The organism is Actinoplanes sp. NPDC051475 (assembly GCF_040689425.1).
Lineage (GTDB): Bacteria > Actinomycetota > Actinomycetes > Mycobacteriales > Micromonosporaceae > Actinoplanes.
Genome location: NZ_JBFAZZ010000025.1, coordinates 12,361 through 33,187 on the forward strand (window position 1 = coordinate 12,361; position 20,827 = coordinate 33,187).

Below are 20,827 nucleotides of genomic sequence, written 5' to 3' on the forward strand. Positions count from 1 at the left end.
GGGAACGCCTTGTCCGCCGCCGTCTTCGAAGCCCCGGGCGTGGGGGCCGTTGTCGTGGCGGGAGCGGATGAAGCCGGGGCCGATGGCGAAGCTGAGGCAGAAGCAGAAGCCGTAGCCGATGGAGGAGCGGAAGCCGGAGGAGAGGCAGAAGTCTGAGCGTCGTCCTTGCAGCCGGCGACGCCGGCGAGGAGCAGAGCCGCTATGACTACGGACGTATGTGTCTTTCGCACCGCGAATTTCCCATCCTGTTCAAGAAAGAGACCGGGGTGGCGCGGACGCCACCCCGGTCGGACGCCGGATGATCAGGGTGCGTTCCAGCCGAGGACGGCATTACCCGAACCGCTGTAGGAGACGATCCGGTATCGGTAGCTGCCGGTCGTTCCGGTGTAGGCGATGGCCTCCCGGGAGGTCTCGCCGGTCGAGCGCGCCACGGTCGTCCATCGTCCCCCGACGCTCTTGTCGAGGTACAGGTCGAAGTCCGTCGCGGCGGGTCCGGTCAGGCACGCGGCGTGGCGGCCGCTGCCGGCGGTGAACGTGTCGGTGACGACCGTCTGGCCGGCGGCCACTGCGCCGCTGTCGTGCGAGGAGAACCCGTCCTGGCAGTCGCCCGAGGGGGACTGCGTCGGGGTCGGGGTCGGCGTGCTCGGCGTCGGGCTGCCCGACGGCGTCGGGTTGCCGCCGCCGGTGCAGGCGGGCTCGCCGGCGGCGGCCGGGACGCTGACGGCGTTCCAGGCGGCCTTGACGGTGGCGCACTCGGTGCCGTTGCCGAACAGCTGCGCGGCGGCGGCGACCGAGGCGGCGCGGGCCTTGACGTGGGTCCAGCCGCTGGTCTTGCGCATCAGCGTGGCCATGTAGATCTTGCCGGCCTTCTCGATGCCGATGCCCGTCACGGAGCTGTTGTTGCAGGTCGGGCTGGTCGGCTGGCCGTCGGTCGGCCGGGAGCCCTCCGCCAGCAGGTAGAACCAGTGGTTCTGCGGGCCGGCGGCGGCGTGCACCTCCGTGCTCGGGATGCTGCTGGAGAAGCAGTTCGGGTCGCCGAGCTTGGACGGGTCGGCCATGTTGCGGATCGGCCCGTCGCCGACGAGGTCGGCCAGCTCGCCCACGGTGTAGTCACCCGGGTCGTTGGGGTTGTGGGCGTAGAACTCGGTCAGCGCGCCGAAGATGTCACCGGTGGACTCGTTCATGCCGCCGGCCTCGTTGCCGCCGCTGGAGCCGCCGGGCGTGAACTGGTTGATCGCGTGGCCGAACTCGTGCCCGAGCACGTCGATGCTGTTGAGCAGCCGCCGGTTGTCGGAGGAGTGGCCGATCTCGACGCGCGAGCCGTTCCAGAAGGCGTTGACGTCGTCGAGGCCCTGCCGGACCGGGAACGCGCGGCCGTTGCCGTCGATGCCGTTGCGGCCCAGCCAGTCGCGCAGCATGTTCCATTCCTGCGAGACGACGTACATGGCGTCCACGCAGCCCGTCACCTGGTCGGTGGCGGTGCCGGTGCCCCAGGTGTCGGTCGTGCTGGTGAAGGCGGCGCCGTTCTGCCCGCCGCACTGCAGACCCGGGCGCGTGGGGTCGCTCATGGTGAAGCGTCCGCCCGAGCTCGTCGTGTCGATGGTGACGTTCCCGTAGTAGGCGCCCCGGCCGGTGGCGTCCACCACGTCGTCGCGGGTCAGGTCGGTGAGCACCTTGCCCGTGGCGGCGTCGACGAAGACGTGCAGGTTGCTCGGCGCCGGGCCCTGCTCGGTCCGCTTCGTGCCGTCGACCACCACCTCGTACGCCAGCACACCGGCACCCTGCGCGACCACCTTGAGCGCCGGCTTGCCCGTCGACCGGACCGTGGTCAGCTGCTTGCGGGCGACCTTGGCGGCGGCCTTCGCGGAGATCTTCGGAGTGGTGCCGGTCGACAGCGCCTGGTCCTGCGCCACGTAGTTGCCCAGTACGGTGCCCGAGGTGTCGGTGACCACGACCGCGTCACCGCCCTGCACCGGCAGGCCCTGGTACGTACGCTCGTACGCCACGTACTGAAGGCCGTTCTGGCTGACGACCTGGCTCTTCACGAGCTTGTCCTTGCCGCTCCTGAAGAACAGCTTCGGCTTCTTCGCCACCAGCGCCGACGCCGACGACGTCGCCCGGGAGGTGGCGACGGCGGTCGGCACCGGGTCGGCGGCCGCGGCACCGGCCGGGACCGCCGGGGTGGTGGCCGCGTTTCCCTGCGGCATGGTCAGGGCGATGGACCCCGCTACGGTGACGGCCGCTATGCCGGTCGCCACCGCGACTTTGTGCTTCAAGGGTGCTCCTTGCGCGAAGACTCGCGGCGCCGATGCCCGGGTCGTGCCCGACCGTCCCGCCGTCGCGAAGTGAGGGGAATGCGCTCGTCTGCCGAGCGAGTGCAAGTCTTCGGCCGGAAAACATCTTCGTCAATGCGGTTAAGAATTGCTTAATCCTTCTTAAGGCCGCGGCTCAGCGTCTTACGGAAGGCTTTCGGTAAGCTTTATCCAGCCGATGCGGTACATCGACGATCAGTGCCGTTGTCGTCACAGGCCCGCGGCGGGAACCCGGTCGCCATCCGCGTCGTCTGTCATCGACATGGGGACTTCCCTGCGAACCTTGGTGCGACTGTATGCCCTCGCCCTGGCGACGGGCTCCCTTGCGGCATGTGGGAGCGGGGCGCCGCCGGTCGACCGGCAGGCCGGCCGCTCCGCTACCGGCCGCGGCTCGAAAGCATGGACCCCGCCGGCGCCCATCTCGTCATCGAATTGCCGGACGGCGATTGTCATACGCCGGCTGGAGTCGAGATCCGTTCTGCACCGGCTTCGGTCACGCTCATTGTCTGGGGGGCCGCGTGACTGCAAGCGCAATCGTCGGCGTCGATCTGCCCGAACCGCTACGGAACCGGCGCCTGCTCGGGGATCGCGCGTTGGTGTCCAGGAGGACGCTGCGTCCGAGGACCGCGATGCTCGTCGATAGGGTGCAGGCATGGGGGACGATCTGATCGAGAAGGCGCTCGGACTGCTCTGCGACAAGTACATCTTCCCGGAGAAGGCCGCCGAGGCCGCCGCCGTCATCCGGGCCAAGCGCGCCGCCGGCGCCTATGCGGACCTCGGCGAAGCCGAGCTGGGGGAGCAACTCACCGCCGACCTGGCCGAGGTCTGCGCCGACAAGCATCTACGGGTACGCCCCCGCGAGGAGGACCTGCGGGAGGCGCTCACGGAAGAACAGATGATCGCCGCGTACGTGCAGCAGCTCCGGCGCAACAACCACGGCATCGCCCGGGTCGAGCGGCTCGACGGCAACGTCGGATACCTCGACCTGCGGCAGATTCCCGACGCCTCCGCCGGCGGCCGGGCGATCGCCGCGGCCATGGAGCTCGTGACGCACACCTCGGCGCTCATCGTCGACCTGCGGAAGAACCGCGGCGGCGCGCCCAACGGGGTGATCTTCTGGACCAGCTACTTCTTCCCGGACGACGAGACGCACCTGAACGACATCTACGACGGCGCCAGCGGTCGTACCCGGCAGTTCTGGAGCCTCGCCCACCTGCCCGGCGAGCGCTACCTCGACCGGCCCGTCTATGTGCTGACCAGCGACGTCACATTCTCGGCCGGCGAGGAGTTCTGCTACAACCTGCAGACCCAGAAACGAGCGACGCTGATCGGTGCGACCACGCGCGGCGGCGCGCACCCGACCGAGTTCTTCCCGCTGTCGGCCACGATGGAGATCACCGTGCCGATCGCCCGGGCGGTCAACCCGGTCACCGGCACCAACTGGGAGGGCATCGGGGTCGTCCCGGACGTCGAGGTTCCGGCGGGGGAGGCTTTCGGGTACGCGTACGAGAAAGCGCTCCGGCATGTGCTCGCCACCGGAACCTCGGCGACCGTGCTGGAGGAGGCTCGGGCCGCGTTGCCGGCGAGCGGCTGAGCCCCCCGGTTCGCCGAGCGGTCTGGGATCATCGTGCGCATGCGCTTACTGGGAGCCCTGCACGATCCCGCGGATCACGCCCGTGCCGTCACCGCCCCCGGGGTGGCGCTGTCGCGGCATGAGCTGCTCGGGCGGGCGGCCGCTCTCGCCGGGGAGCTGCACGGCGTACCGATGGCTGCCGTGCACGCGGTGCCCGGGCTGCCGGCGATCGTCGCCGTGACCGCCGGCCTGCTGGCCGGGGTGCCCGTCGTGCCGGTGCCCCCGGACGCCGGCGAGCTCGAACGGGCGCACGTGCTGCGTGACTCGGGCGCGGCCGTGATGCTCTCCGACGACCCCGCCGCCGCGGGCGAAAGCGGCCTGCCGGTCGTGCCGGTCACGCGGCCGGGACACGGTACGGTGCCGGCCGAGCCCGCCGCGGACAAGCCGGCCCTCGTGCTCTACACCAGCGGGACGACCGGGCCGCCGAAGGGTGTCGTGCTGTCGCGGGCGGCGATCGCGGCCGACCTCGACGCGCTCGCCGAGGCGTGGCAGTGGACGGCCGGCGACACGCTCGTGCACGGACTGCCGCTCTACCACGTTCACGGGCTCGTGCTCGGCGTCCTCGGCGCGCTGCGGACCGGGTCGCCGCTGGTCCACACCGGACGGCCCACCCCCGAGGCGTACGCGGCAGCCCGCGGCACCCTCTACTTCGGAGTTCCGACCGTCTGGTCCCGGATGTGTGCCGCCCCGGTGGCCGCCCGGGCGTTGCGGGACGCGCGGCTGCTGGTCTCCGGCAGTGCGCCGCTGCCGGTCCCGGTCTTCGACGATCTCGTCACCCTGACCGGCCAGGCTCCGGTCGAACGGTACGGCATGACGGAAACCCTGATCACGGTCAGCACCCGCGCGGACGGTGACCGGCGTCCCGGCCACGTCGGCGTCCCCGTGGCGGGCGTGCGGACCCGGCTGGCGGACGACGCGGGGGAGCCGCTGCCCGCCGACGGCACCACCATCGGCAACCTGCAGGTCCGGGGCGCCACCCTCTTCGACGGCTACCTGCAGCCCGACGGCAGCGCCGCCGCGCCGCTGTCCGGCGGCTGGTACGCCACCGGCGACGTCGCCACCATCGGCCCCGACGGCTGGCACCGCATCGTCGGCCGGGCGTCCACCGACCTCATCAAGACCGGCGGTTACCGCGTCGGGGCGGGGGAGGTGGAGGACGCGTTGCTGTTGCATCCGGCCGTGCGCGAGGCCGCCGTGGTCGGCACGCCGCACCCAGACCTCGGTGAGCAGGTGACGGCCTATGTGGTCGCGGACGGCCGGCCCGCCGCCGAGGACCTCGTCGCGTTCGTCGCGGGCAAGCTGGCCGCGCACAAGCGTCCCCGCGTGGTCCACATCGTCGCGGATCTGCCCCGCAACGCCATGGGCAAGGTGCAGAAGACGCGCCTACGATGACGCATGGGCGCTTACCGGCAGGCGTACGACCGCAGCATGGCCGACCCCGACGGCTTCTGGCGCGACGCCGCCACCGCGATCGACTGGGAGACGCCGCCGGGCGAGGTCCTCGACCGCAGCGCCGCGCCGCTGTACCGCTGGTTCCCGGGCGCCCGGCTCAACACCTGCCACAACGCCCTCGACCGGCACGTCGACGCGGGGCGCGGTGACCAGCCGGCGCTGATCCACGACAGCCCGGTCACCGGGGTGCTGCGCACGTACACCTACCGCGAGCTGCGCGACGAGGTCGCCCTGTTCGCCGGGGCGCTGCGCCGTCTCGGGGTGGGCGCGGGTGACCGGGTCGTGCTGTACATGGCGATGGTCCCGCAGACCGTCGTGGCGATGCTGGCCTGCGCCCGGCTCGGGGCCGTGCACTCGGTCGTCTTCGGCGGGTTCGGGGCGCGTGAGCTCGCCGCTCGCATCGACGACGCGCGTCCGAAGGTCATCGTCGCCACGTCATGCGGGGTGGAGGCGGGCCGTGTGGTGGCGTACCAGCCGATGCTCGACGCGGCGCTGGCCGAGGCCGGGCACGCCCCGGCGCACGTGGTCGTCCTGCAGCGGCCGCAAGGGCCCGCCGAGCTGATCCGTGAGACCGACCTGACGTGGGACGAGGCGGTCGCGGGTGCCGTACCCGCGGAATGTATTGCGGTCGCCGCGACCGACCCGCTCTACATCCTCTACACCTCGGGCACGACCGGGCGCCCGAAGGGCGTGGTCCGCGACAACGGCGGCCACGCGGTCGCCCTGCACTGGTCGATGCGGGCGATCTTCGACACCGGCCCGGGCGACGTGTTCTGGGCCGCGTCGGACGTCGGCTGGGTGGTCGGGCACTCCTACATCGTGTACGCGCCGCTGCTCACCGGCGCCACCACCGTCCTCTACGAGGGCAAACCGGTCGGAACCCCGGACGCCGGCGCGTTCTGGCGCGTCGCCGCGCAGCACGGGGTCACCACGATGTTCACCGCGCCGACCGCGATCCGGGCGGTGAAGAAGGAGGACCCGGACGGCAAGCTGACCGCCGGTCACGACCTGTCGAGGCTCCGGCACCTGTTCCTCGCCGGGGAACGGCTCGACCCGGAGACCTACTCGTGGGCCGGGGAGCTGCTCGGCGTACCGGTGATCGACAACTGGTGGCAGACCGAGACCGGCTGGCCCATCGCCGCCTCCCCGCGGGGCCTGGAGCGGCTGCCCACGAAGCCGGGCTCGCCGTCGCTGCCCGTACCGGGATTCCGGGTCCGTGTCGTCGACGCCGCGGGCGACGACGTGCCACCGGGTGAGGAGGGCTCGATCGTCATCGGCCTGCCGCTGCCGCCGGGCTGCCTGCCCACGCTCTGGGGCGACGACGAGCGCTACATCGCCTCCTACCTGTCGGCGTTCCCGGGCACCTACCTCACCGGCGACGGCGGGCGCTTCGACACCGACGGCTACCTGTACGTCATGGGCCGCACCGACGACGTCATCAACGTGGCCGGCCACCGCCTGTCCACCGGGGCGATGGAGGAGGTCCTCGCCGCCCACCCGGCCGTCGCCGAGTGCGCGGTGATCGGCGTACACGACCCGCTCAAGGGTCAGGTGCCCCGCGGCTTCGTGGTGCTCAAGGCCGGCGCCGACGTCGATCCCGCCGAGCTGGTCGCCCTGGTCCGCGAGCGGATCGGCCCGGTCGCCGCGCTTCGCCGGGTGGACGTCGTGGCCGGCCTGCCCAAGACCCGCTCCGGCAAGATCCTGCGCCGCACCATGCGCGGCATCGCCGACGGCCGCCCCGAGCCGGTGCCCTCGACCATCGACGACCCGGCCGTGCTCGACCGGCTGCGCCCGATCCTCCTCGGCTGAGGCCAAACATCCCGGATCCGGATGTACGGTCCGGAACCGGTCGGCGGGGACAACGCGGGAGCCCGGGGATCAGTAGTCTGCTGTCGCACGACCAGCCGCGGTCTTACTGTCGGGTAGCCGCCGGGAGGCTGGTCAACCAGGGCGTCCTTCAGCACTGTGGACGACCGATGGAGTAGCTTCGGCGGCTGGGGGGCCAACGATGACGACGACTGTCGCCTTCGACCGGGGCGGGGTGCAGAGCAGCGCCGACCTGCTTCGCGCCGAACGCCTGCGAATAGCACCGGATGAACCGGGCCTGGTGCCCGGAGGACGAGGGTGGGCGCCCGCGTCCCGCCAGATGGCCGAGCTGTGTTCGGACTGCCCGGACACCATCGGCGACGTGCTCAAGATGCTGACCCGGACCCAGACGATCATGAACGAGCTGCCGCCGCCTGCCGCCAACCGGGTCGCGTCGTTCAACTCGCTGTACTTCACGATCACCGACCGGGTCCGGCAGGCCATCAGGGGCAACGACGTCACGGACCGCGACTTCCTGGAGCTGCTGGACGTCGAGTTCGCCAAGCGCTACTTCGAGGCCCTGCGCCTGTGGGGCGAGGAGGACCTGAGGACCCCGGACGCGTGGGAGATCCTCTTCCGCCGCGCCCAGGACCGCAAGGTCAGCAAGCTGGCCGCGGCGATGCTCGGCGTCAACGCCCACATCAACCACGACCTCGCGCTGGCCCTGACCTCCACCTGGGAGCAGGTCGGCGCACCCCGCGACGACGTGATCCACCCCGACTACCTGCTGGTCAACAAGATCTTCTACCAGGAGATCCCGCGCCTGCGCCGCCGCTACTCGACCCGCTGGCAGCTGCGCATCGACGGCCTGGTCGGCGACCTCGACGACTGGAGCCAGCGGGTCCTCGTCGCGGCGACCCGGGCACACGCCTGGGACCAGGCCCGGCGGCTCTGGGAGCTGCGCGACGACGAGGAGGACCTCGCGCGGGCCCAGCTGGTGATGGACCGGGCATCGGCGTACGTGGGCGAGCTCCTGATCACCAGCGACGGCGTGGTGAACCGCGTGGGCGCGGCACTGCGCGCCGGCCGCGACGCCGCGCGCGCCGGCATCGAGCGGCTCCTGCACCGGCAACGGCCGCTGATCTGAGAAGCCGGCCCGCCGATCGACCCGAGCCGGCCCGCCGATCGACCCGAGCCGGTCGGGGCCGGCCGCGCACGTCCGCGGGATCGCGGTGGACCGGACTCCGAGTCCCGGGTTCCGGCCCCCTTTCAGGCCGCCCGGGGTTCGGAACCCCTTTCAGGCCGCCCGGGGGTTCGGGCCGCCTTCCCCTGGGCCGGTGGCGGTCTCGGGGCGAGCTGTTCAGCCGGTCACGGCGTCGACGGAGCGGCCCAAGGTGGCGACGAGCCGGTTCAGTGCGGGCGCGTTGTCCGCGACCGGTTGCGACGGTGCGAACGGATTGCGGTCCGGCGGCACCGCGGGCAGCGTCCGGAGCGTGAACTCCAGCTCCTGGGCGGCCAGCTTGTCGGAGAAACGGGGTCGCTCGCCCGTGGCGACGGCGACATCCCAGCCGTGCACGAGCAGCTCGGTGAGTTGCAGGTGCAAGGCGACGGCGCCCGGCACGCGGCCGAAGGGCACGTCGACGATCCGGTCCAGTACGCCGGGCTGCCCGGCGGCGGCGAGCAGGACCGCCGCATTGCGCTCGAAGCCGGCGGCCGTGGGCTCGGTCGTCGTGGCCTGCGGGTCGCCGCCGAGCGCGACGGCGAAGCGGGCGCTGCCCTGGACCACGTGTTCGACCAGCGCCTGGACGTCCCAGCCGGAGCACGGCGTCGGGGCGGACCACTGCTCCGGCCGGATGCCGGCGAGCAGCCGGCCCATCTCGCCGGCGGCGTCGGCCAGCTGCGCCTCGGTTTTCTGCTGCACGGTCTCTCCTCGCCTCGGTTGCCCGGAACGTATCAGCCGCCCCTGACAGAAACCGGCAGGCCGCCGGGCCCGTACGGTGGTCACGCCTCGGTACGATTCGCTCGCGTCGATCTGGCGATGCGGGGGGTGTGGAGCGTGCGTGCCGGGGTGACGGAGCAGCGGGTTGTCGACCACGAGGATCAGCGGGCCGCCACCGCACCTGCCCCGCTGATCGGCCGGGCGGCGGAGCTGGGCGCGCTGCGAGCCGTCCTGGGCCGGCCAGGTGACGCACCGGCCGTCGTCGCCCTCGCCGGCGATCCGGGCATCGGCAAGACGCGGCTGCTGGCGGAACTCCTGACCGAGGCGCGCCGCGACGGGCGGCTGGTGCTGGCCGGCCGGGCCGCCGAGTTCGAGCGGGAAGTGCCGTTCGGCGTGCTCCGTAACGCCATGGAGGACCACCTGCGGGGGTGGCGCGGACCGGGCCGGACCCGCCTGGACGCCACGGACCTGCGGTTGTTGCCCAGCGTCTATCCCGCGCTCGCGGCGGACGGCCCGGGAGGCGAGCCGGACCTGCTGGCCGGCGAGCGGTATCGGCTGCACCGGGCGGTCCGGGCCCTGCTGGAGACCCTCGCCGCGCCGAACGGGCTGGTGCTCGCCCTCGACGACCTGCACTGGGGCGACGACGGTTCCCTGGAGCTGCTCGATCACCTGATGCGGCATCCGCCTCGCGCCCCGGTCGTGCTGGCGGTGGCGTACAGGCCGCGGCAGGCGCCGGCCCGACTGGAGCAGGCGCTCGCCGGGGCGGTGCAGCGGGGGCTGGCGACGACCGTGGAGGTGGGGCCCCTGAATGCCGCCGAGGCCGGCGACCTGCTGCCGCCGGGTCTCGGGGCGGCGCGGCTCGAGCAGCTGTACCGCGACAGTGGCGGCAATCCGTTCTACCTCGAGGTGCTGGCCCGCGGACGGGAGGCCGACCGGCCACCGACCGGCGCGCACCCCTGGGGGTCGGTGCGCGCCGCGCTGGCCGGGGAGTTCGCGACGCTCGAGCCGCTGTGCCGGAGGGTGCTGCACGCCGCGGCGGTCGCCGGTGACGAGTTCGATCCGGGCCTGCTGGCGGCGGTCGCCGAACGGGCCGAGGCGGACGTGCTGGCCGCGCTGGACGAGCTGGCGCGGCGTGACCTCGTACGGCCCGGTGCGGCGCCGGGCGGGTTTCGTTTCCGCCATCCGTTGCTGCGCAGTGCCGCGTACCACCACGCCGGGGCGGGGTGGCGGCTAGGGGCGCATGGCCGGGCGGCGGCGGAGCTGGACCGGCGGCGGGCGCCGGTGGACGTACGGGCTCCGCACATCGAGGCGTCGGCCGCGGTCGGTGACCTGACGGCGGCGGAGGTGCTTCGCGCCGCGGCGGTGGACGCGATGCCCGCCACACCCGCCGTCGCGGCGCATTGGCTGGGTTCTGCGCTACGGCTGCTGCCGCCGGATCCGGACACCGTCGCCCTGCGGTTGCAGCTGCTCAACCTGCGGGGGCGGGCGCTGGGCGTCACCGGCAGGCTCACCGAGAGCCGGGACATCCTGGGCGAGATCCTGCGGCTGCTGCCGGTCGGCGCCGAGGAGCGGCTCACGGCGGTGAGCTTCCTGGCCGTCCTGCAGAATTTGATGGGCGACCACGCGGAGGCCCGTGCCGTGCTGGCGCAGGAGCTGGCCGGTCTGCCGGACCAGGACGGGCTTGCGGCCGGCGTGCTGCGCGTCGGGCTGACGCTGACCAGCGTGATGTACGGCCGCTCCGGCGCCGCCGGCGTGGAGGAGGCGATCCGCACCGCCCGCCGTACGGGTGACCGCGCCCTGCTCGCCTTCGCCCTCAGCGTCGGCGTGGTGGCCCACCACTCCTTCGATGTCACCCATCCGCACGCGACGGCCTGGCTCGACGAGGCCGTCGAGCTCGTGGACGCCATGCCCGACCGCGAACTCGCCGGACGCCTCGACACGGTGACGTTCCTGAGCTGGGGTGAGCTGTACAGGGAACGCTTCGCCGCCGCCCACCGGCACCTGCACCGGGCGCTGCGGATCGCGCGGTGCAGCGGGCAGAGCCACCTGATCGGTGCGCTCCAGATGCTGCTGGGCGTGCTCACCAGCATGACCGGCCGGCTGGCCCAGGCCCTCGTGCACCTCGACGACGCGATGGAGTCTGCCGTGCTGACGGGTACGCCCCAGACGCATGCGCGGGTGCTCGGCTACCGGTCCTGGGTCAGCGTCTGGCGCGGCGAGCCGGCCGAGGCCGTCGCCCTCGCCGAGCAGGCGGTGGCGCTGGCGGTGCCGGGTGACAGCCCGGACTGGCAGGCGGGATCGGCGGAGGTCTACCTCGGATTCGCCCGCTGTGCCGCCGGCGATCCCGGGGCGGGCCTCGAGTTGATGGTGCGCGGCGGCCACGCCGCGGGTCAGGTGTCGGTGCGGCCGGTGTGGCAGGCGCGCTGGTACCAGTGGCTGGCCGCGGCGGCTGCCGCTGCCGGCGACGACCGCGGTGCGGCCGGATGGGCGGCCCGGGCCGCCCGCCTCCCGGTGGTCGATGCGCTGTCGCGGCGGGCGGGCTTCATCTCCCTGGCGCAGGTTCATGCCACGCTGCGCACCGACCCCGCGTCCGCTGCCGCCCACGCCAAGCGGGCGGCCGAGTCGTTCGAGCGGGCCGGCGACCGGATCGGCGCCGCCCAGGCCTACCTGTACGGAGGTGCGGCATATCGCGACCTCGGCTCCGCGGCAGCCGCCGGGCGGGAGACTGCCGCCGCCCGGCGCGCCTTCGCGGCCTGCGACGCCTCTCCGCGCTGGCTCGAGACGCTGACGGGCATCGCCTTGACGGAAGCGGCCTCCGGCCCGCGGCTCACCCCTCGGGAGCTCGGCGTCCTGCGGCTGCTCGCCGAGTCGCTCACGGCGGCCGCGATCGGCCGCCGGCTGGGCATCAGTACCGGCACGGTCCACAAGCACCTCGCCCGGCTGTACCGGAAGCTGGGTACGACGGACCGGCTGGCGACCGTGCTGCGCGCCCGCGAGGCCGGCCTGCTGCCCGGACCCGGGGACTGACGCCGCGCAAAGTGTTCCGGGGCAGGCGCACCGCCCGCCCCGGGGATGGGCGGATGGTCACGACGGGCGGGACGTGCCCTCCAGAACCTGCGACTCCTTGCTCAGGACCGGGGAGTCCTCGCCCCGCGCGATCTCGATCCGTCGCGGCTTGGCGGCCTCGGCGACCGGGATGGTCAGCGTCAGCACACCGTCCTGCCAGGTCGCCGTGATGTGCTCGACGTCGAGGCCGTCGCCGAGGGTCAGGCGGCGTTCGAAGGTGCCGTTCACACGTTCGCGGCGCAGCCACTGGACGTCGGAGTCGGTCCGGGGCGAACGCTCGGCGCGGATGGTCAGGACGTGGTTGTCGACGTCGACCTGGACCGAGCCGGGGTCGACGCCGGCGAGGTCGCAGTGCAGGACGAAGTGGTCACCGGAGCGGTAGAGGTCCATCGGCATCGCCATGTTCGCCGCGCCGGCGGAGCCCGAGGTCGGGCCCAAGGCCTGGCCGGCCAGGCGGTCGAACTCACGGAAAGGATCGAAGGTCAGCACCACGGATCCACCTCCTCGTGCGGCCCGCCGGCCGTTCCGGCGGGGCGTGTGGCGCTCGGCGTTCAGATCATCTCTGCCGAGACTCGTGCAGCACGCCCGAGGTGAGTTCATCACCGCGGTGAGCTGCAGCGACAATTCATTTTCTAGCACTGTCCGCCGGAGAGTGCCAAGAGGTCGGCCGAAGATTTTCTGCGAGGATCGGGCGATGACCGCTCTCGTCGACCGCGCCGGCCGCTCCTACCCGCTGCAGGTGCCGCGGTGGTGCGGCGACGACGGCTCGCCGCTGCTCGTCGAGCCGCTGCCCGGCATCACACGCGACGACGTCGACACCACCGTACGGTCGCAGTGGCGTTATGCGGCGGCCCTGCCGGCGCCGGCCGCGCGGCCGGTGACCCTCGGGGAGGGGTTGACGCCGTTGTTGCCGCTCGACCTCGACGGGGTGGCGCTGCTGGTGAAACCGGAGTGGGGAAACCCGACCGGCAGCTTCAAGGACCGCGGCACCACCGTCATGGTCTCCACACTGTGCGGGCAGGGCGTCGGTGAGATCCTCGAGGACAGCAGCGGCAACGGCGGCTCCTCGGTCGCCGCGTACGCGGCAGCCGCCGGCATCCGGGCCACGATCCTGGCACCGCAATCCACGTCCGCGGCCAAGATCCAGCAGAGCCGGATGCACGGCGCCGCCGTCGAGCTGGTGCCGGGCAGCCGGCAGGACACCGCCGACGCGGCCGTACGGCGCTCCGCCTCGACGTTCTACGCCAGCCACAACTGGCACCCGTTCTTCCTGCAGGGCACCAAGCTGCTCGCGTACGAAATCTGGGAGGATCTGGGGTTCGTGGCGCCGGACGCGGTCGTCCTGCCGTGCGGGGCCGGCAGCCTGGTCCTGGGCCTGCACCTCGGCTTCGGTGAGCTGCTCGCCTCAGGGGCGATCCGCCGCCGCCCGCGGCTGCTGGTGGCCCAGCCGCGCAACTGCAGCCCGCTGGTCGCGGCGTTCGCGGCCGGAGCGGAAACGGTCGCGCCGGGGGAGTGGGTGCCGACGGTCGCCGAGGGTACGGCGATAGCCCGGCCGGTGCGGGACCGCGAGGTGCTGGCGGCGATCCGGCTCTCCGGCGGCGATGCGACGGCGGTGGCCGAGGCGGACATCGGCCCGGCGACGTTCGAGCTGGCCGCCCGCGGCCTCTACGCGGAGCCGACCAGCGCCATCGTCGTCCCGGCCGCCCGCGAATTCCTGCTCCGTGGTGCCCTGCGTCCCGGCGAGACCGCGGTGCTGGTGCTCACCGGCTCGGCGCTGAAGGCAGCCGACGCCGTGGGCAGGCTACTCGCCGAGCGGTAGCGTCGCCAGGATCGTCCGGCTGCTCGATGCAGATCGCTGCGGTGCTTACAAGGCGTCCTCTTCGGACGGTGGGCTGGCGGCCGGCCGGTTGTAGGCGGCCAGCGTGGCCTGGTTTGTGGACGCGTCCTGGAAGACCAGCTCCCAGGGGCCGGAGTTGACGTCCATGTCCTTGCCGAATCCCACCCACTTGCCGCGTATCCGGCGTCCGGTGGGCTCGGCCAGCATCTGGATGGCCCCGTGGTAGCGGGCGCCCCGGTAGTAGCCGTCGGCCTCGGTCTGCTCCACCCAGGTGCCTGTGACGACCGGCCCGTCCACGGTCAGGTCCATGGTCAGCGATGACTTGGCGGAGCCGGGCAGGCTGCGTACGGTCAGGCGGTCGCCGTGCTGCAAGACCACCACGTAGTGCTCCCCGGTGTGCGTGCTCTCCCGGCTGGAGGAGTAGAAGTCGTACCGGCTGAGCCACACCCCGGAGTAGTTCCCCGTAGCGGGCGATGCGGCATGGGCGGGTGCGGGGGCGGTCGGTGCTACGGCCTCCAGGTCGTGACCTCCGTGTCCGTCACCGGACATGCGGACCGGCGGCACGGGCACGCTGAACCCGAGGGAGGCGATCGGCAGCCCGGTGACCGCTTCCAGAGCGCGGGCGTAGACCGGCCGGGGGGCAACAGTCTGGCCCGCCTCCCAGCGCTGCACGAGACGCTTGCTGGCGTCGTTGGGCACCCCGGCACGATCCCCGGCCGCGCGCAGGGCGCGGGCGAAGTCGTCCTGGCTCAGCAGCATTCCCATACGGACGGCGCGGAGGGTGGCGTTCGTGGTCACGGTCGCCAGGGTAGTCCAATGCCGCCGAAATGACGCCCCCGATATCGCCGGTTCGACGCCCCTGCCGCCGTCGCGCTGCCGCTCCCAGCAGGGCGATTCTCGAGGGCATGAGCCTGCCCGGCCCCCGCGCGGACGTGACCGCTTCCTTCCGTGACGCCAGCCAGCCCCGCCCCTTGGCCGACCGTCCCTTGGCGGTAGCGCACCGCCACGCCCGTGGCTGGACGGTGAGCCTGACGGAAGGCTCTCGCTTCGAGCGCACGACATTCGACGCGGTGGCCGAGGTGGTCACCCGGGTAACCCAGATCCGCAAGCTGGTGATCGTCTGGTCCGGGAGCGAGTCGTGACCGGCTGGGGGTGGCCTGACCGGCTGCCCTGGGTGCGCACCTGGCGGGCGCGCAGGAGCCGGGCGGAGGTGCTGGCCACCGCCAGGCTGTGGCAGCAAGAGGAGCGGGAGACCGCCCGCAAGCTTCTGCTGGACGCGGCCCGCCAGGACGACGTGCGCCGCAACTCCGGGAGCTGGCATGCTCAGCCGACCGTGCCGCTGCCCAGGGTGGACCGGGCGCTGCTCACCCCGGGAGCCGAGCACCGCACCCGCCGCAATCGGCGGCGCTGACCGGGCCGCTACTCGCCGAGCGGTAGCGTCGGCAGGATCGTCCGGCTGCGCCCGGGACGCGGGTACGCCTCCGCGGCCGCGGCGAGGCGGGCCGCATGGACGCGCTGCTTCTGCCAGTGCCCGTAGAGGGCGCCGCGCTGCGACAGCCGATCGACCTCGGTGATCGTCGCCGGGTCGACGTCGCCGGGCGGGGCGTCGCGCCACGGGGTGCCTGGTAGCGGCATGAAGGTGTGGGCGTGGATCCGGGCGCCCAGGTCGGCGAGGTCGCGGGCCAGTGTCAGGGAGGCGTCGACGTCGTCCGGGCCCTCGCCCGGCATGCCGAAGATCATGTCCACGTTGATCCGGAAGCCCTCCTCCACGCCGAGGCGGACCGCCCGCCGGACCTCCTCGGTCCCGTGCCCGCGCTTGGCCGCGTCGAGGACCCGGTCCGAGCCCGACTGCGCGCCGACGATGATGTTCGTGTTCGCGCAGTACCGCTTGACCAGCCGCAATGCCTCCCGGCTGACGTGCTCGGGGCGGATCTCGCTGGGGAACGAGCCGAAGAAGACCCGCCCGTGCGGGCCGATGCCCTCCCGGCACGACGCGAGGAGCTCCTCGATCGCAGCCAGGTTCGGCTCCTCGGACCGGGTGCCGTACGACAGCGCGGTCGGGGTGATGAAGCGGACGTCCCGCAGCCCGCGCTCGCGCATGCGGTCGACGTGCCAGCGGACGTTGCCGAGGCTGCGGTGGCGGAACCGTGCCGAGAACATGAAGGGTGTCTGGCAGAACCGGCAGGCGTAGACGCAGCCTCGCGTGATCTCGAGGGCGTTGAACTTGTCCCATCTCAGGGAGAAGCCGGGGAAGTCGTCGAGCGGCCGCTGCCGGGCCTTGCCGGTTCGCACCAGCTCGCCCGCCGCGTCCCGGTAGGCCAGCCCGTGGATCCCGGCCGGGTCGCCCGCGGCGTCGACCAGCGCGAGCAGGGTGGTCTCGCCTTCCCCGATCGCGGCGACGTCCCAGCCCGCGTCCAGCGTCTGCACCGGCTCGGCGGTCGCGTGTACGCCGCCGGCGACGTGGGTGACCTGCGGGCCGTCGGCCAGGGCCCGGATCGCGGCCAGTTCCTCGGCGAGGGCGGCGGCGTCGGGGGAGTAGAACGACCACAGGACGAGTACGCGCTTCGCCGAGGCGGTCGCGTCCCGGATGTGCGCGGCGGTGGCCTCGGGCGTCTCGCCGAAGCGGACCTCGTACCGGGTGGTGGTCTCGTGCCCTTCGAGCGCGCCGAGCAGGACGTGAAAGCCGTACGTGACCGCCTTGCGGTAGCGCAGGACAAGCACCAGATCCATGCATGCATCCTGCCAGCAGTGCGTGCCGGAACGGCTCTCCGCGGGGCGCGGGCCCAAGTGATTCCGCGTTATCACCGCGGAAACACAAGGGTGCTCAGACCGTAATGGCTGGTAGCGAGCATCTGACGGGTGAATCCCGATCAGAATGCCGACGCTGCCGGACCGCTCGCCGGGTTCACCATCGCCGTGACCGCCGAGCGCCGGCGCGATGAGCTGGCCGCCCTGCTGGAGCGGCGCGGGGCGCGGGTCGTCGTCGCTCCCGCGATCACCATCGTGCCGCTGCGGGACGACCAGGCGTTGCATGCCGCCACCGAGGCCTGTGTCGGGCTCGCGCCGGACATCGTGGTCGCCACCACCGGGATCGGCTTCCGGGGATGGCTGGAGGCGGCGGAGGGCTGGGGGATGGGCGACACGCTGCGGGCCGCGCTGGGCCGGGCGCGGCTGATCGCCCGCGGCGCCAAGCCGTGCGGGGCGATCCGGGCCGCCGACCTCACCGAGGAGTGGTCCGCCGCGTCCGAGTCGTCGGAGGAGATCCTCGAGCGGCTGCTCGAGCAGGGCATCGCGGGGCGGCGTATTTCCGTGCAGCTGCACGGCGGGCCGCAGGCCGAGTTCATCGGCGCCCTGCGGGCCGCCGGGGCCGCCGTGGTGGAGGTTCCGGTCTACCGGTCGACGCTGCCGCCCGACGTCGCGCCCGTACGCCGCCTCGTCGGCCAGCTCACCGCCGGGCAGATCGACGCGGTCACGTTCACCAGCGCCCCGGCCGTGCAGGCTCTGCTGGAGATCGCCGGTCCCGCCGCCGACGAGGTGCTCGACCGGTTCCGGGGCGGGACGATGGCCGCCTGCGTCGGGCCGGTCACCGCCGCCTCGCTGGTGGCGCAGGACGTTCCGGTGGTCACGCCGCACCGGTCCCGGCTCGGCGCCCTGGTCAAGGTCGTTACCGACGAGCTGCCGCGCCGGGCGCTGCGGCTGTCGGTCGCCGGGGACGAGCTGGAGATCCGCGGGCACGCCGTGCTCATCGACGGCCGGCTGCAGACGCTGGCCCCGGCCGCGATGGCCATCCTCGGCTCGCTCGCCGACCGGCCCGGCGCCGTGGTTTCCAAGGAGAAGCTGGTCGAGGCACTGCCGCGGGGCACCGACGCGCACGCCGTCGATGTCGCGATCGCCCGGCTGCGGACCGCGCTCGGCGGTGGCGGGCACATCGAGACCGTGATCAAGCGGGGCTACCGGCTGCGAGTGGATGAGGTGGCCGTATGAGGAAGCTGCTTGCGGTCGCGCACGGGACCCGTTCCGCCGCCGGACAGGCCCAGATCCGTGACCTCGTCGACCGGGTCGCCTGCCGGAGGCCCGACGTCGACGTGCGCCTGGCGTACGTGGACGTACAGCACCCACGGGTTGCGGATGCGATCCAGGAGTCGGACGTCGTGGTGCCGTTGCTGTTGTCCGCCGGCTACCACGTACGCGTGGACATCGCCGAGGCCGCGGCACGTGTCGGCGCGGCCGTGGCGCCGCCGCTGGGGCCCGACCCGGTGCTCGTGGACGTCCTGCGGCGACGGATTCCGCCCTGCGACGCTGTCGTGCTCGCCGCCGCCGGCTCTTCCGATCCGGCGTGGCGGGCCGACGTGGATGAGGTCGCCGCCGAGCTCGGTGCCACGGTCGCCTACGCCTCGGGTCAGGAGCGGCTGGTGTCCGACGTGGTCGCCCGGTTGAGAGACCAGGGGACGAGACGAATCGCCGTCGCGGCGTACCTGCTCGCCGAAGGCCTGTTCTACCGGTCGTTGCACCGGGCCGGGGCCGACCACGTGACCGCGCCGCTGTGCGCGGACCCGGCGATCGCGGACCTGGTGCTGACCCGGTATCTCGATCTCACAATGGCCCCGAGCCGGTTGTAGGGAAAACAGAACCTCGGGGCAATCGTTACGCGCGAGTGAACGAAACGCCGGACCGCGACGATCGATCACGTGACGGTGACCGAGACGCATTGCCCGTACTGCGCCTTGCAGTGCGGCATCCGGTTGACGCCCGAGATCCCCCGGGTGCGGCTGGAGCCCGCCGACTTCCCGGTGAACCGCGGCGGGCTCTGCGCCAAGGGCTGGACCGCGGCCGAACTGCTCGACCACAAGGACCGGCTGCTCACCCCGCTGGTGCGCAAGACCGCCGGGGACCGGACCAGCCCGCTGCGGGAAGCCACCTGGGCGGAGGCCCTGGACCGGATCGTCACCGCGATCCGCAGCAGCCAGGAACGATACGGCCCGGACAGCGTCGGCGCGTTCGGCGGGGGCGGGCTCACCAACGAGAAGGCGTACACGCTGGGCAAGTTCGTCCGGGTGGCGCTGCGGTCGGCGTCCATCGACTACAACGGCCGGTTCTGCATGTCGTCGGCCGCCACCGCCGCCAACCGGGCGTTGGGTGTGGACCGGGGGCTGCCGTTCCCGCTCGAGGACCTGGCGAGTGCGCGGACGGTCCTGCTGGTCGGGGCGAACCCGGCCGACGCGATGCCGCCCTCGATGCAGTACCTCGACGCCGGTCGCGCCGAGGGGGCCCGGCACATCGTCGTCGACCCGCGGCTGACGGCGACGGCGAAGGGCGCGTACCGGCATCTGCAACCCCTGCCCGGCACGGACCTGGCGCTGGCCAACGGCATGCTGCACATCGCGATCCGCGAGGGCCTGATCGACGAGGACTACATCCGGGACCGGACGACCGGCTTCGAAGCGGTCCGCGCCGCGGTCACCTCCTACTGGCCGGAGCGGGTCGAGCGGATGACCGGCGTGCCCGAGGCGCATCTGCGCGAGACGGTCCGGATGCTCGCCACCGAACGCCCGGCGATGATCCTCACGGCCCGGGGAGCCGAACAGCACAGCAACGGTACGGACACCGCACAGTCCTACCTCAACCTCGCCCTCGCGCTGGGCCTGGTCGGCCGGCCGTTCTCGGGCTACGGCACGATCACCGGCCAGGGCAACGGGCAGGGGGGCCGCGAGCACGGCCAGAAGGCCGACCAGCTGCCCGGCTACCGCCGCATCGACGACCCCGCCGCCCGCGCGCACGTGGCGAAGGTGTGGGGCATCGACCCGGCCGAGCTGCCGCAGCCGGGCAAGTCCGCGTACGAGATGCTCGACCGGCTCGGCACCGACGGCGGCGTCCGGGTGCTGCTGGTGCTGGCCAGCAACATCGCGGTCTCCGCCCCGCACGCCAACCACGTCATCGACCGGCTGCGCTCGCTCGACCTGCTCGTGGTCTCCGACATCTTCCTGTCCGAGACCGCCGAGCTCGCCGACGTCGTCCTCCCCACCGCGCAATGGGCGGAGGAGGAGGGCACGATGACCAACCTCGAGGGCCGGGTCATCCGCCGCCGCAGCGCCCTGCCCCCGCCGCCCGAGGTCCGCACCGACCTGAGGTTCCTCAAGGACCTCGCCGACCGCCTCGGCCGCGGCGAGTTCTTCAGCGACGAGCCGCGCGAGGTGTTCGAGGAGCTGCGCCGGGCCAGCGCCGGCGGGATCGCCGACTACGCCGGCATCACCTACGAGCGGATCGAGGCCGAGCAGGGCGTGTTCTGGCCGTGCCCGGCCGAGGACCACCCGGGCACGCCGCGGTTGTTCGCCGACGGCTTCCCGACGCCGGACGGGCGGGCCCGTTTCGTGCGGGTCGAGCACCGCGACCCGCACGAGGTTCCCGACCGGCATTTCCCGTACGTCCTGACGACCGGCCGCACGATGCAGCAGTACCAGAGCGGCAACCAGACCCGCCGCGTCGCCGCGCTGAGCGTGGCCATGCCCGAGCCCCGGGTCGAGCTGCATCCCGACCTCGCCCGCCGCCACGGCATCGCCGACAGCGACATGGTCGAGCTGCGCAGCCGCCGTGGCCGGGCGTTCTTCCGGGCCCGGCTCAACTCCGGCATCCGCCCGGACACCGTTTTCGCACCCTTCCACTGGGGCGGCGACAACGCCGTCAACGCCCTCACCGACCCCGCGCTCGACCGGCACTCCAAGATGCCCGCCTTCAAGGCGTGCGCGGTCGCCATCTCCCGTACCGAAGAAGAAGGGAGCTGCTGA

Annotated in this window: 16 protein-coding genes; 11 read left to right on the top strand and 5 right to left on the bottom strand. The window is 72.8% G+C overall.

Annotated features, from left to right (window positions below):
* Positions 1 to 302 precede the first annotated feature (302 nt).
* Positions 303 to 2,276: a M4 family metallopeptidase gene (locus AB0368_RS34990; RefSeq protein ID WP_366158323.1), complete on the bottom strand. Its 1,974-nt coding sequence runs from the start codon at positions 2,274 to 2,276 to the stop codon at positions 303 to 305.
* A gap of 688 nt (positions 2,277 to 2,964) precedes the next feature.
* Between AB0368_RS34990 and AB0368_RS34995 the strand changes: the two genes are divergently transcribed.
* From AB0368_RS34995 to AB0368_RS35010, 4 genes are all read left to right on the top strand, one after another.
* Entirely contained in the window at positions 2,965 to 3,906 is a 942-nt protein-coding gene (locus AB0368_RS34995) for a S41 family peptidase (protein WP_366158324.1), read from the top strand.
* Positions 3,907 to 3,945: 39 nt separating this feature from the next.
* Positions 3,946 to 5,337, top strand: coding sequence for an AMP-binding protein (locus AB0368_RS35000; RefSeq protein ID WP_366158325.1), 1,392 nt, complete (start codon positions 3,946 to 3,948; stop codon positions 5,335 to 5,337).
* A 3-nt stretch (positions 5,338 to 5,340) separates the two neighbouring features.
* Positions 5,341 to 7,206 (top strand): propionyl-CoA synthetase, encoded by a 1,866-nt coding sequence (locus AB0368_RS35005; RefSeq protein ID WP_366158326.1) that lies wholly within the window; start codon positions 5,341 to 5,343, stop codon positions 7,204 to 7,206.
* A gap of 199 nt (positions 7,207 to 7,405) precedes the next feature.
* Positions 7,406 to 8,350 carry a DUF5995 family protein gene (locus tag AB0368_RS35010; protein ID WP_366158327.1) on the top strand — a complete coding sequence of 315 codons (945 nt, stop codon included), beginning with the start codon at positions 7,406 to 7,408 and terminating at the stop codon, positions 8,348 to 8,350.
* Positions 8,351 to 8,563: 213 nt separating this feature from the next.
* Here the strand turns inward: AB0368_RS35010 and AB0368_RS35015 are convergent, their stop codons facing one another.
* Complete coding sequence (locus AB0368_RS35015) at positions 8,564 to 9,124, bottom strand: TIGR03086 family metal-binding protein (RefSeq protein WP_366158328.1); 561 nt, start codon at positions 9,122 to 9,124, stop codon at positions 8,564 to 8,566.
* Between the two features lie 135 nt (positions 9,125 to 9,259).
* Between AB0368_RS35015 and AB0368_RS35020 the strand changes: the two genes are divergently transcribed.
* Positions 9,260 to 12,169: an AAA family ATPase gene (locus AB0368_RS35020; RefSeq protein ID WP_366158329.1), complete on the top strand. Its 2,910-nt coding sequence runs from the start codon at positions 9,260 to 9,262 to the stop codon at positions 12,167 to 12,169.
* Between the two features lie 57 nt (positions 12,170 to 12,226).
* Here AB0368_RS35020 and AB0368_RS35025 read toward each other — a convergent pair whose 3' ends face one another.
* On the bottom strand, positions 12,227 to 12,700 hold the full coding sequence (locus AB0368_RS35025; protein WP_366158330.1) for an Hsp20/alpha crystallin family protein: 474 nt from the start codon (positions 12,698 to 12,700) through the stop codon (positions 12,227 to 12,229).
* A 202-nt stretch (positions 12,701 to 12,902) separates the two neighbouring features.
* Here AB0368_RS35025 and AB0368_RS35030 point away from each other — a divergent pair, with 202 nt between their 5' ends.
* Complete coding sequence (locus AB0368_RS35030; protein WP_366158331.1) at positions 12,903 to 14,027, top strand: pyridoxal-phosphate dependent enzyme; 1,125 nt, start codon at positions 12,903 to 12,905, stop codon at positions 14,025 to 14,027.
* A gap of 45 nt (positions 14,028 to 14,072) precedes the next feature.
* On the opposite strand, the gene AB0368_RS35035 is transcribed toward AB0368_RS35030, so the two are convergent.
* The gene (locus AB0368_RS35035) at positions 14,073 to 14,810 is read right to left on the bottom strand and encodes an XRE family transcriptional regulator (protein WP_366158398.1); all 738 of its coding nucleotides are present in this window, start codon (positions 14,808 to 14,810) and stop codon (positions 14,073 to 14,075) included.
* Between the two features lie 140 nt (positions 14,811 to 14,950).
* Here AB0368_RS35035 and AB0368_RS35040 point away from each other — a divergent pair, with 140 nt between their 5' ends.
* The gene (locus AB0368_RS35040) at positions 14,951 to 15,187 is read left to right on the top strand and encodes a hypothetical protein (RefSeq protein WP_366158332.1); all 237 of its coding nucleotides are present in this window, start codon (positions 14,951 to 14,953) and stop codon (positions 15,185 to 15,187) included.
* Positions 15,184 to 15,456 carry a hypothetical protein gene (locus AB0368_RS35045; RefSeq protein WP_366158333.1) on the top strand — a complete coding sequence of 91 codons (273 nt, stop codon included), beginning with the start codon at positions 15,184 to 15,186 and terminating at the stop codon, positions 15,454 to 15,456. The genes AB0368_RS35040 and AB0368_RS35045 overlap by 4 nt, the downstream gene beginning before the upstream one ends.
* 8 nt (positions 15,457 to 15,464) lie before the next feature.
* Here the strand turns inward: AB0368_RS35045 and AB0368_RS35050 are convergent, their stop codons facing one another.
* A complete protein-coding gene (locus AB0368_RS35050) occupies positions 15,465 to 16,775 on the bottom strand; it encodes a TIGR04013 family B12-binding domain/radical SAM domain-containing protein (RefSeq protein ID WP_366158334.1) in 1,311 nt (436 codons plus the stop codon).
* A 129-nt stretch (positions 16,776 to 16,904) separates the two neighbouring features.
* On the opposite strand from AB0368_RS35050, the gene AB0368_RS35055 reads away from it, so the two are divergent.
* From AB0368_RS35055 to AB0368_RS35065, 3 genes are all read left to right on the top strand, one after another.
* Entirely contained in the window at positions 16,905 to 18,029 is a 1,125-nt protein-coding gene (locus AB0368_RS35055; protein WP_366158335.1) for a uroporphyrinogen-III synthase, read from the top strand.
* Complete coding sequence (locus AB0368_RS35060; protein ID WP_366158337.1) at positions 18,026 to 18,664, top strand: CbiX/SirB N-terminal domain-containing protein; 639 nt, start codon at positions 18,026 to 18,028, stop codon at positions 18,662 to 18,664. Before AB0368_RS35055 ends, AB0368_RS35060 begins: the two co-directional genes overlap by 4 nt.
* Before the next feature lie 69 nt (positions 18,665 to 18,733).
* Positions 18,734 to 20,827 (top strand): molybdopterin oxidoreductase family protein, encoded by a 2,094-nt coding sequence (locus tag AB0368_RS35065; protein ID WP_366158338.1) that lies wholly within the window; start codon positions 18,734 to 18,736, stop codon positions 20,825 to 20,827.

Bases quoted from the DNA above. Each gene is read 5' to 3' on its own strand.
- AB0368_RS34995 (WP_366158324.1), top strand. From the start codon at position 2,965: ATGGGGGACGATCTGATCGAGAAGGCGCTCGGACTGCTCTGCGACAAG.
- AB0368_RS35000 (WP_366158325.1), top strand. From the start codon at position 3,946: ATGCGCTTACTGGGAGCCCTGCACGATCCCGCGGATCACGCCCGTGCC.
- AB0368_RS35005 (WP_366158326.1), top strand. From the start codon at position 5,341: ATGGGCGCTTACCGGCAGGCGTACGACCGCAGCATGGCCGACCCCGAC.
- AB0368_RS35010 (WP_366158327.1), top strand. From the start codon at position 7,406: ATGACGACGACTGTCGCCTTCGACCGGGGCGGGGTGCAGAGCAGCGCC.
- AB0368_RS35030 (WP_366158331.1), top strand. From the start codon at position 12,903: ATGACCGCTCTCGTCGACCGCGCCGGCCGCTCCTACCCGCTGCAGGTG.
- AB0368_RS35035 (WP_366158398.1), bottom strand. From the start codon at position 14,810: ATGGGAATGCTGCTGAGCCAGGACGACTTCGCCCGCGCCCTGCGCGCG.
- AB0368_RS35040 (WP_366158332.1), top strand. From the start codon at position 14,951: ATGAGCCTGCCCGGCCCCCGCGCGGACGTGACCGCTTCCTTCCGTGAC.
- AB0368_RS35050 (WP_366158334.1), bottom strand. From the start codon at position 16,775: ATGGATCTGGTGCTTGTCCTGCGCTACCGCAAGGCGGTCACGTACGGC.
- AB0368_RS35060 (WP_366158337.1), top strand. From the start codon at position 18,026: ATGAGGAAGCTGCTTGCGGTCGCGCACGGGACCCGTTCCGCCGCCGGA.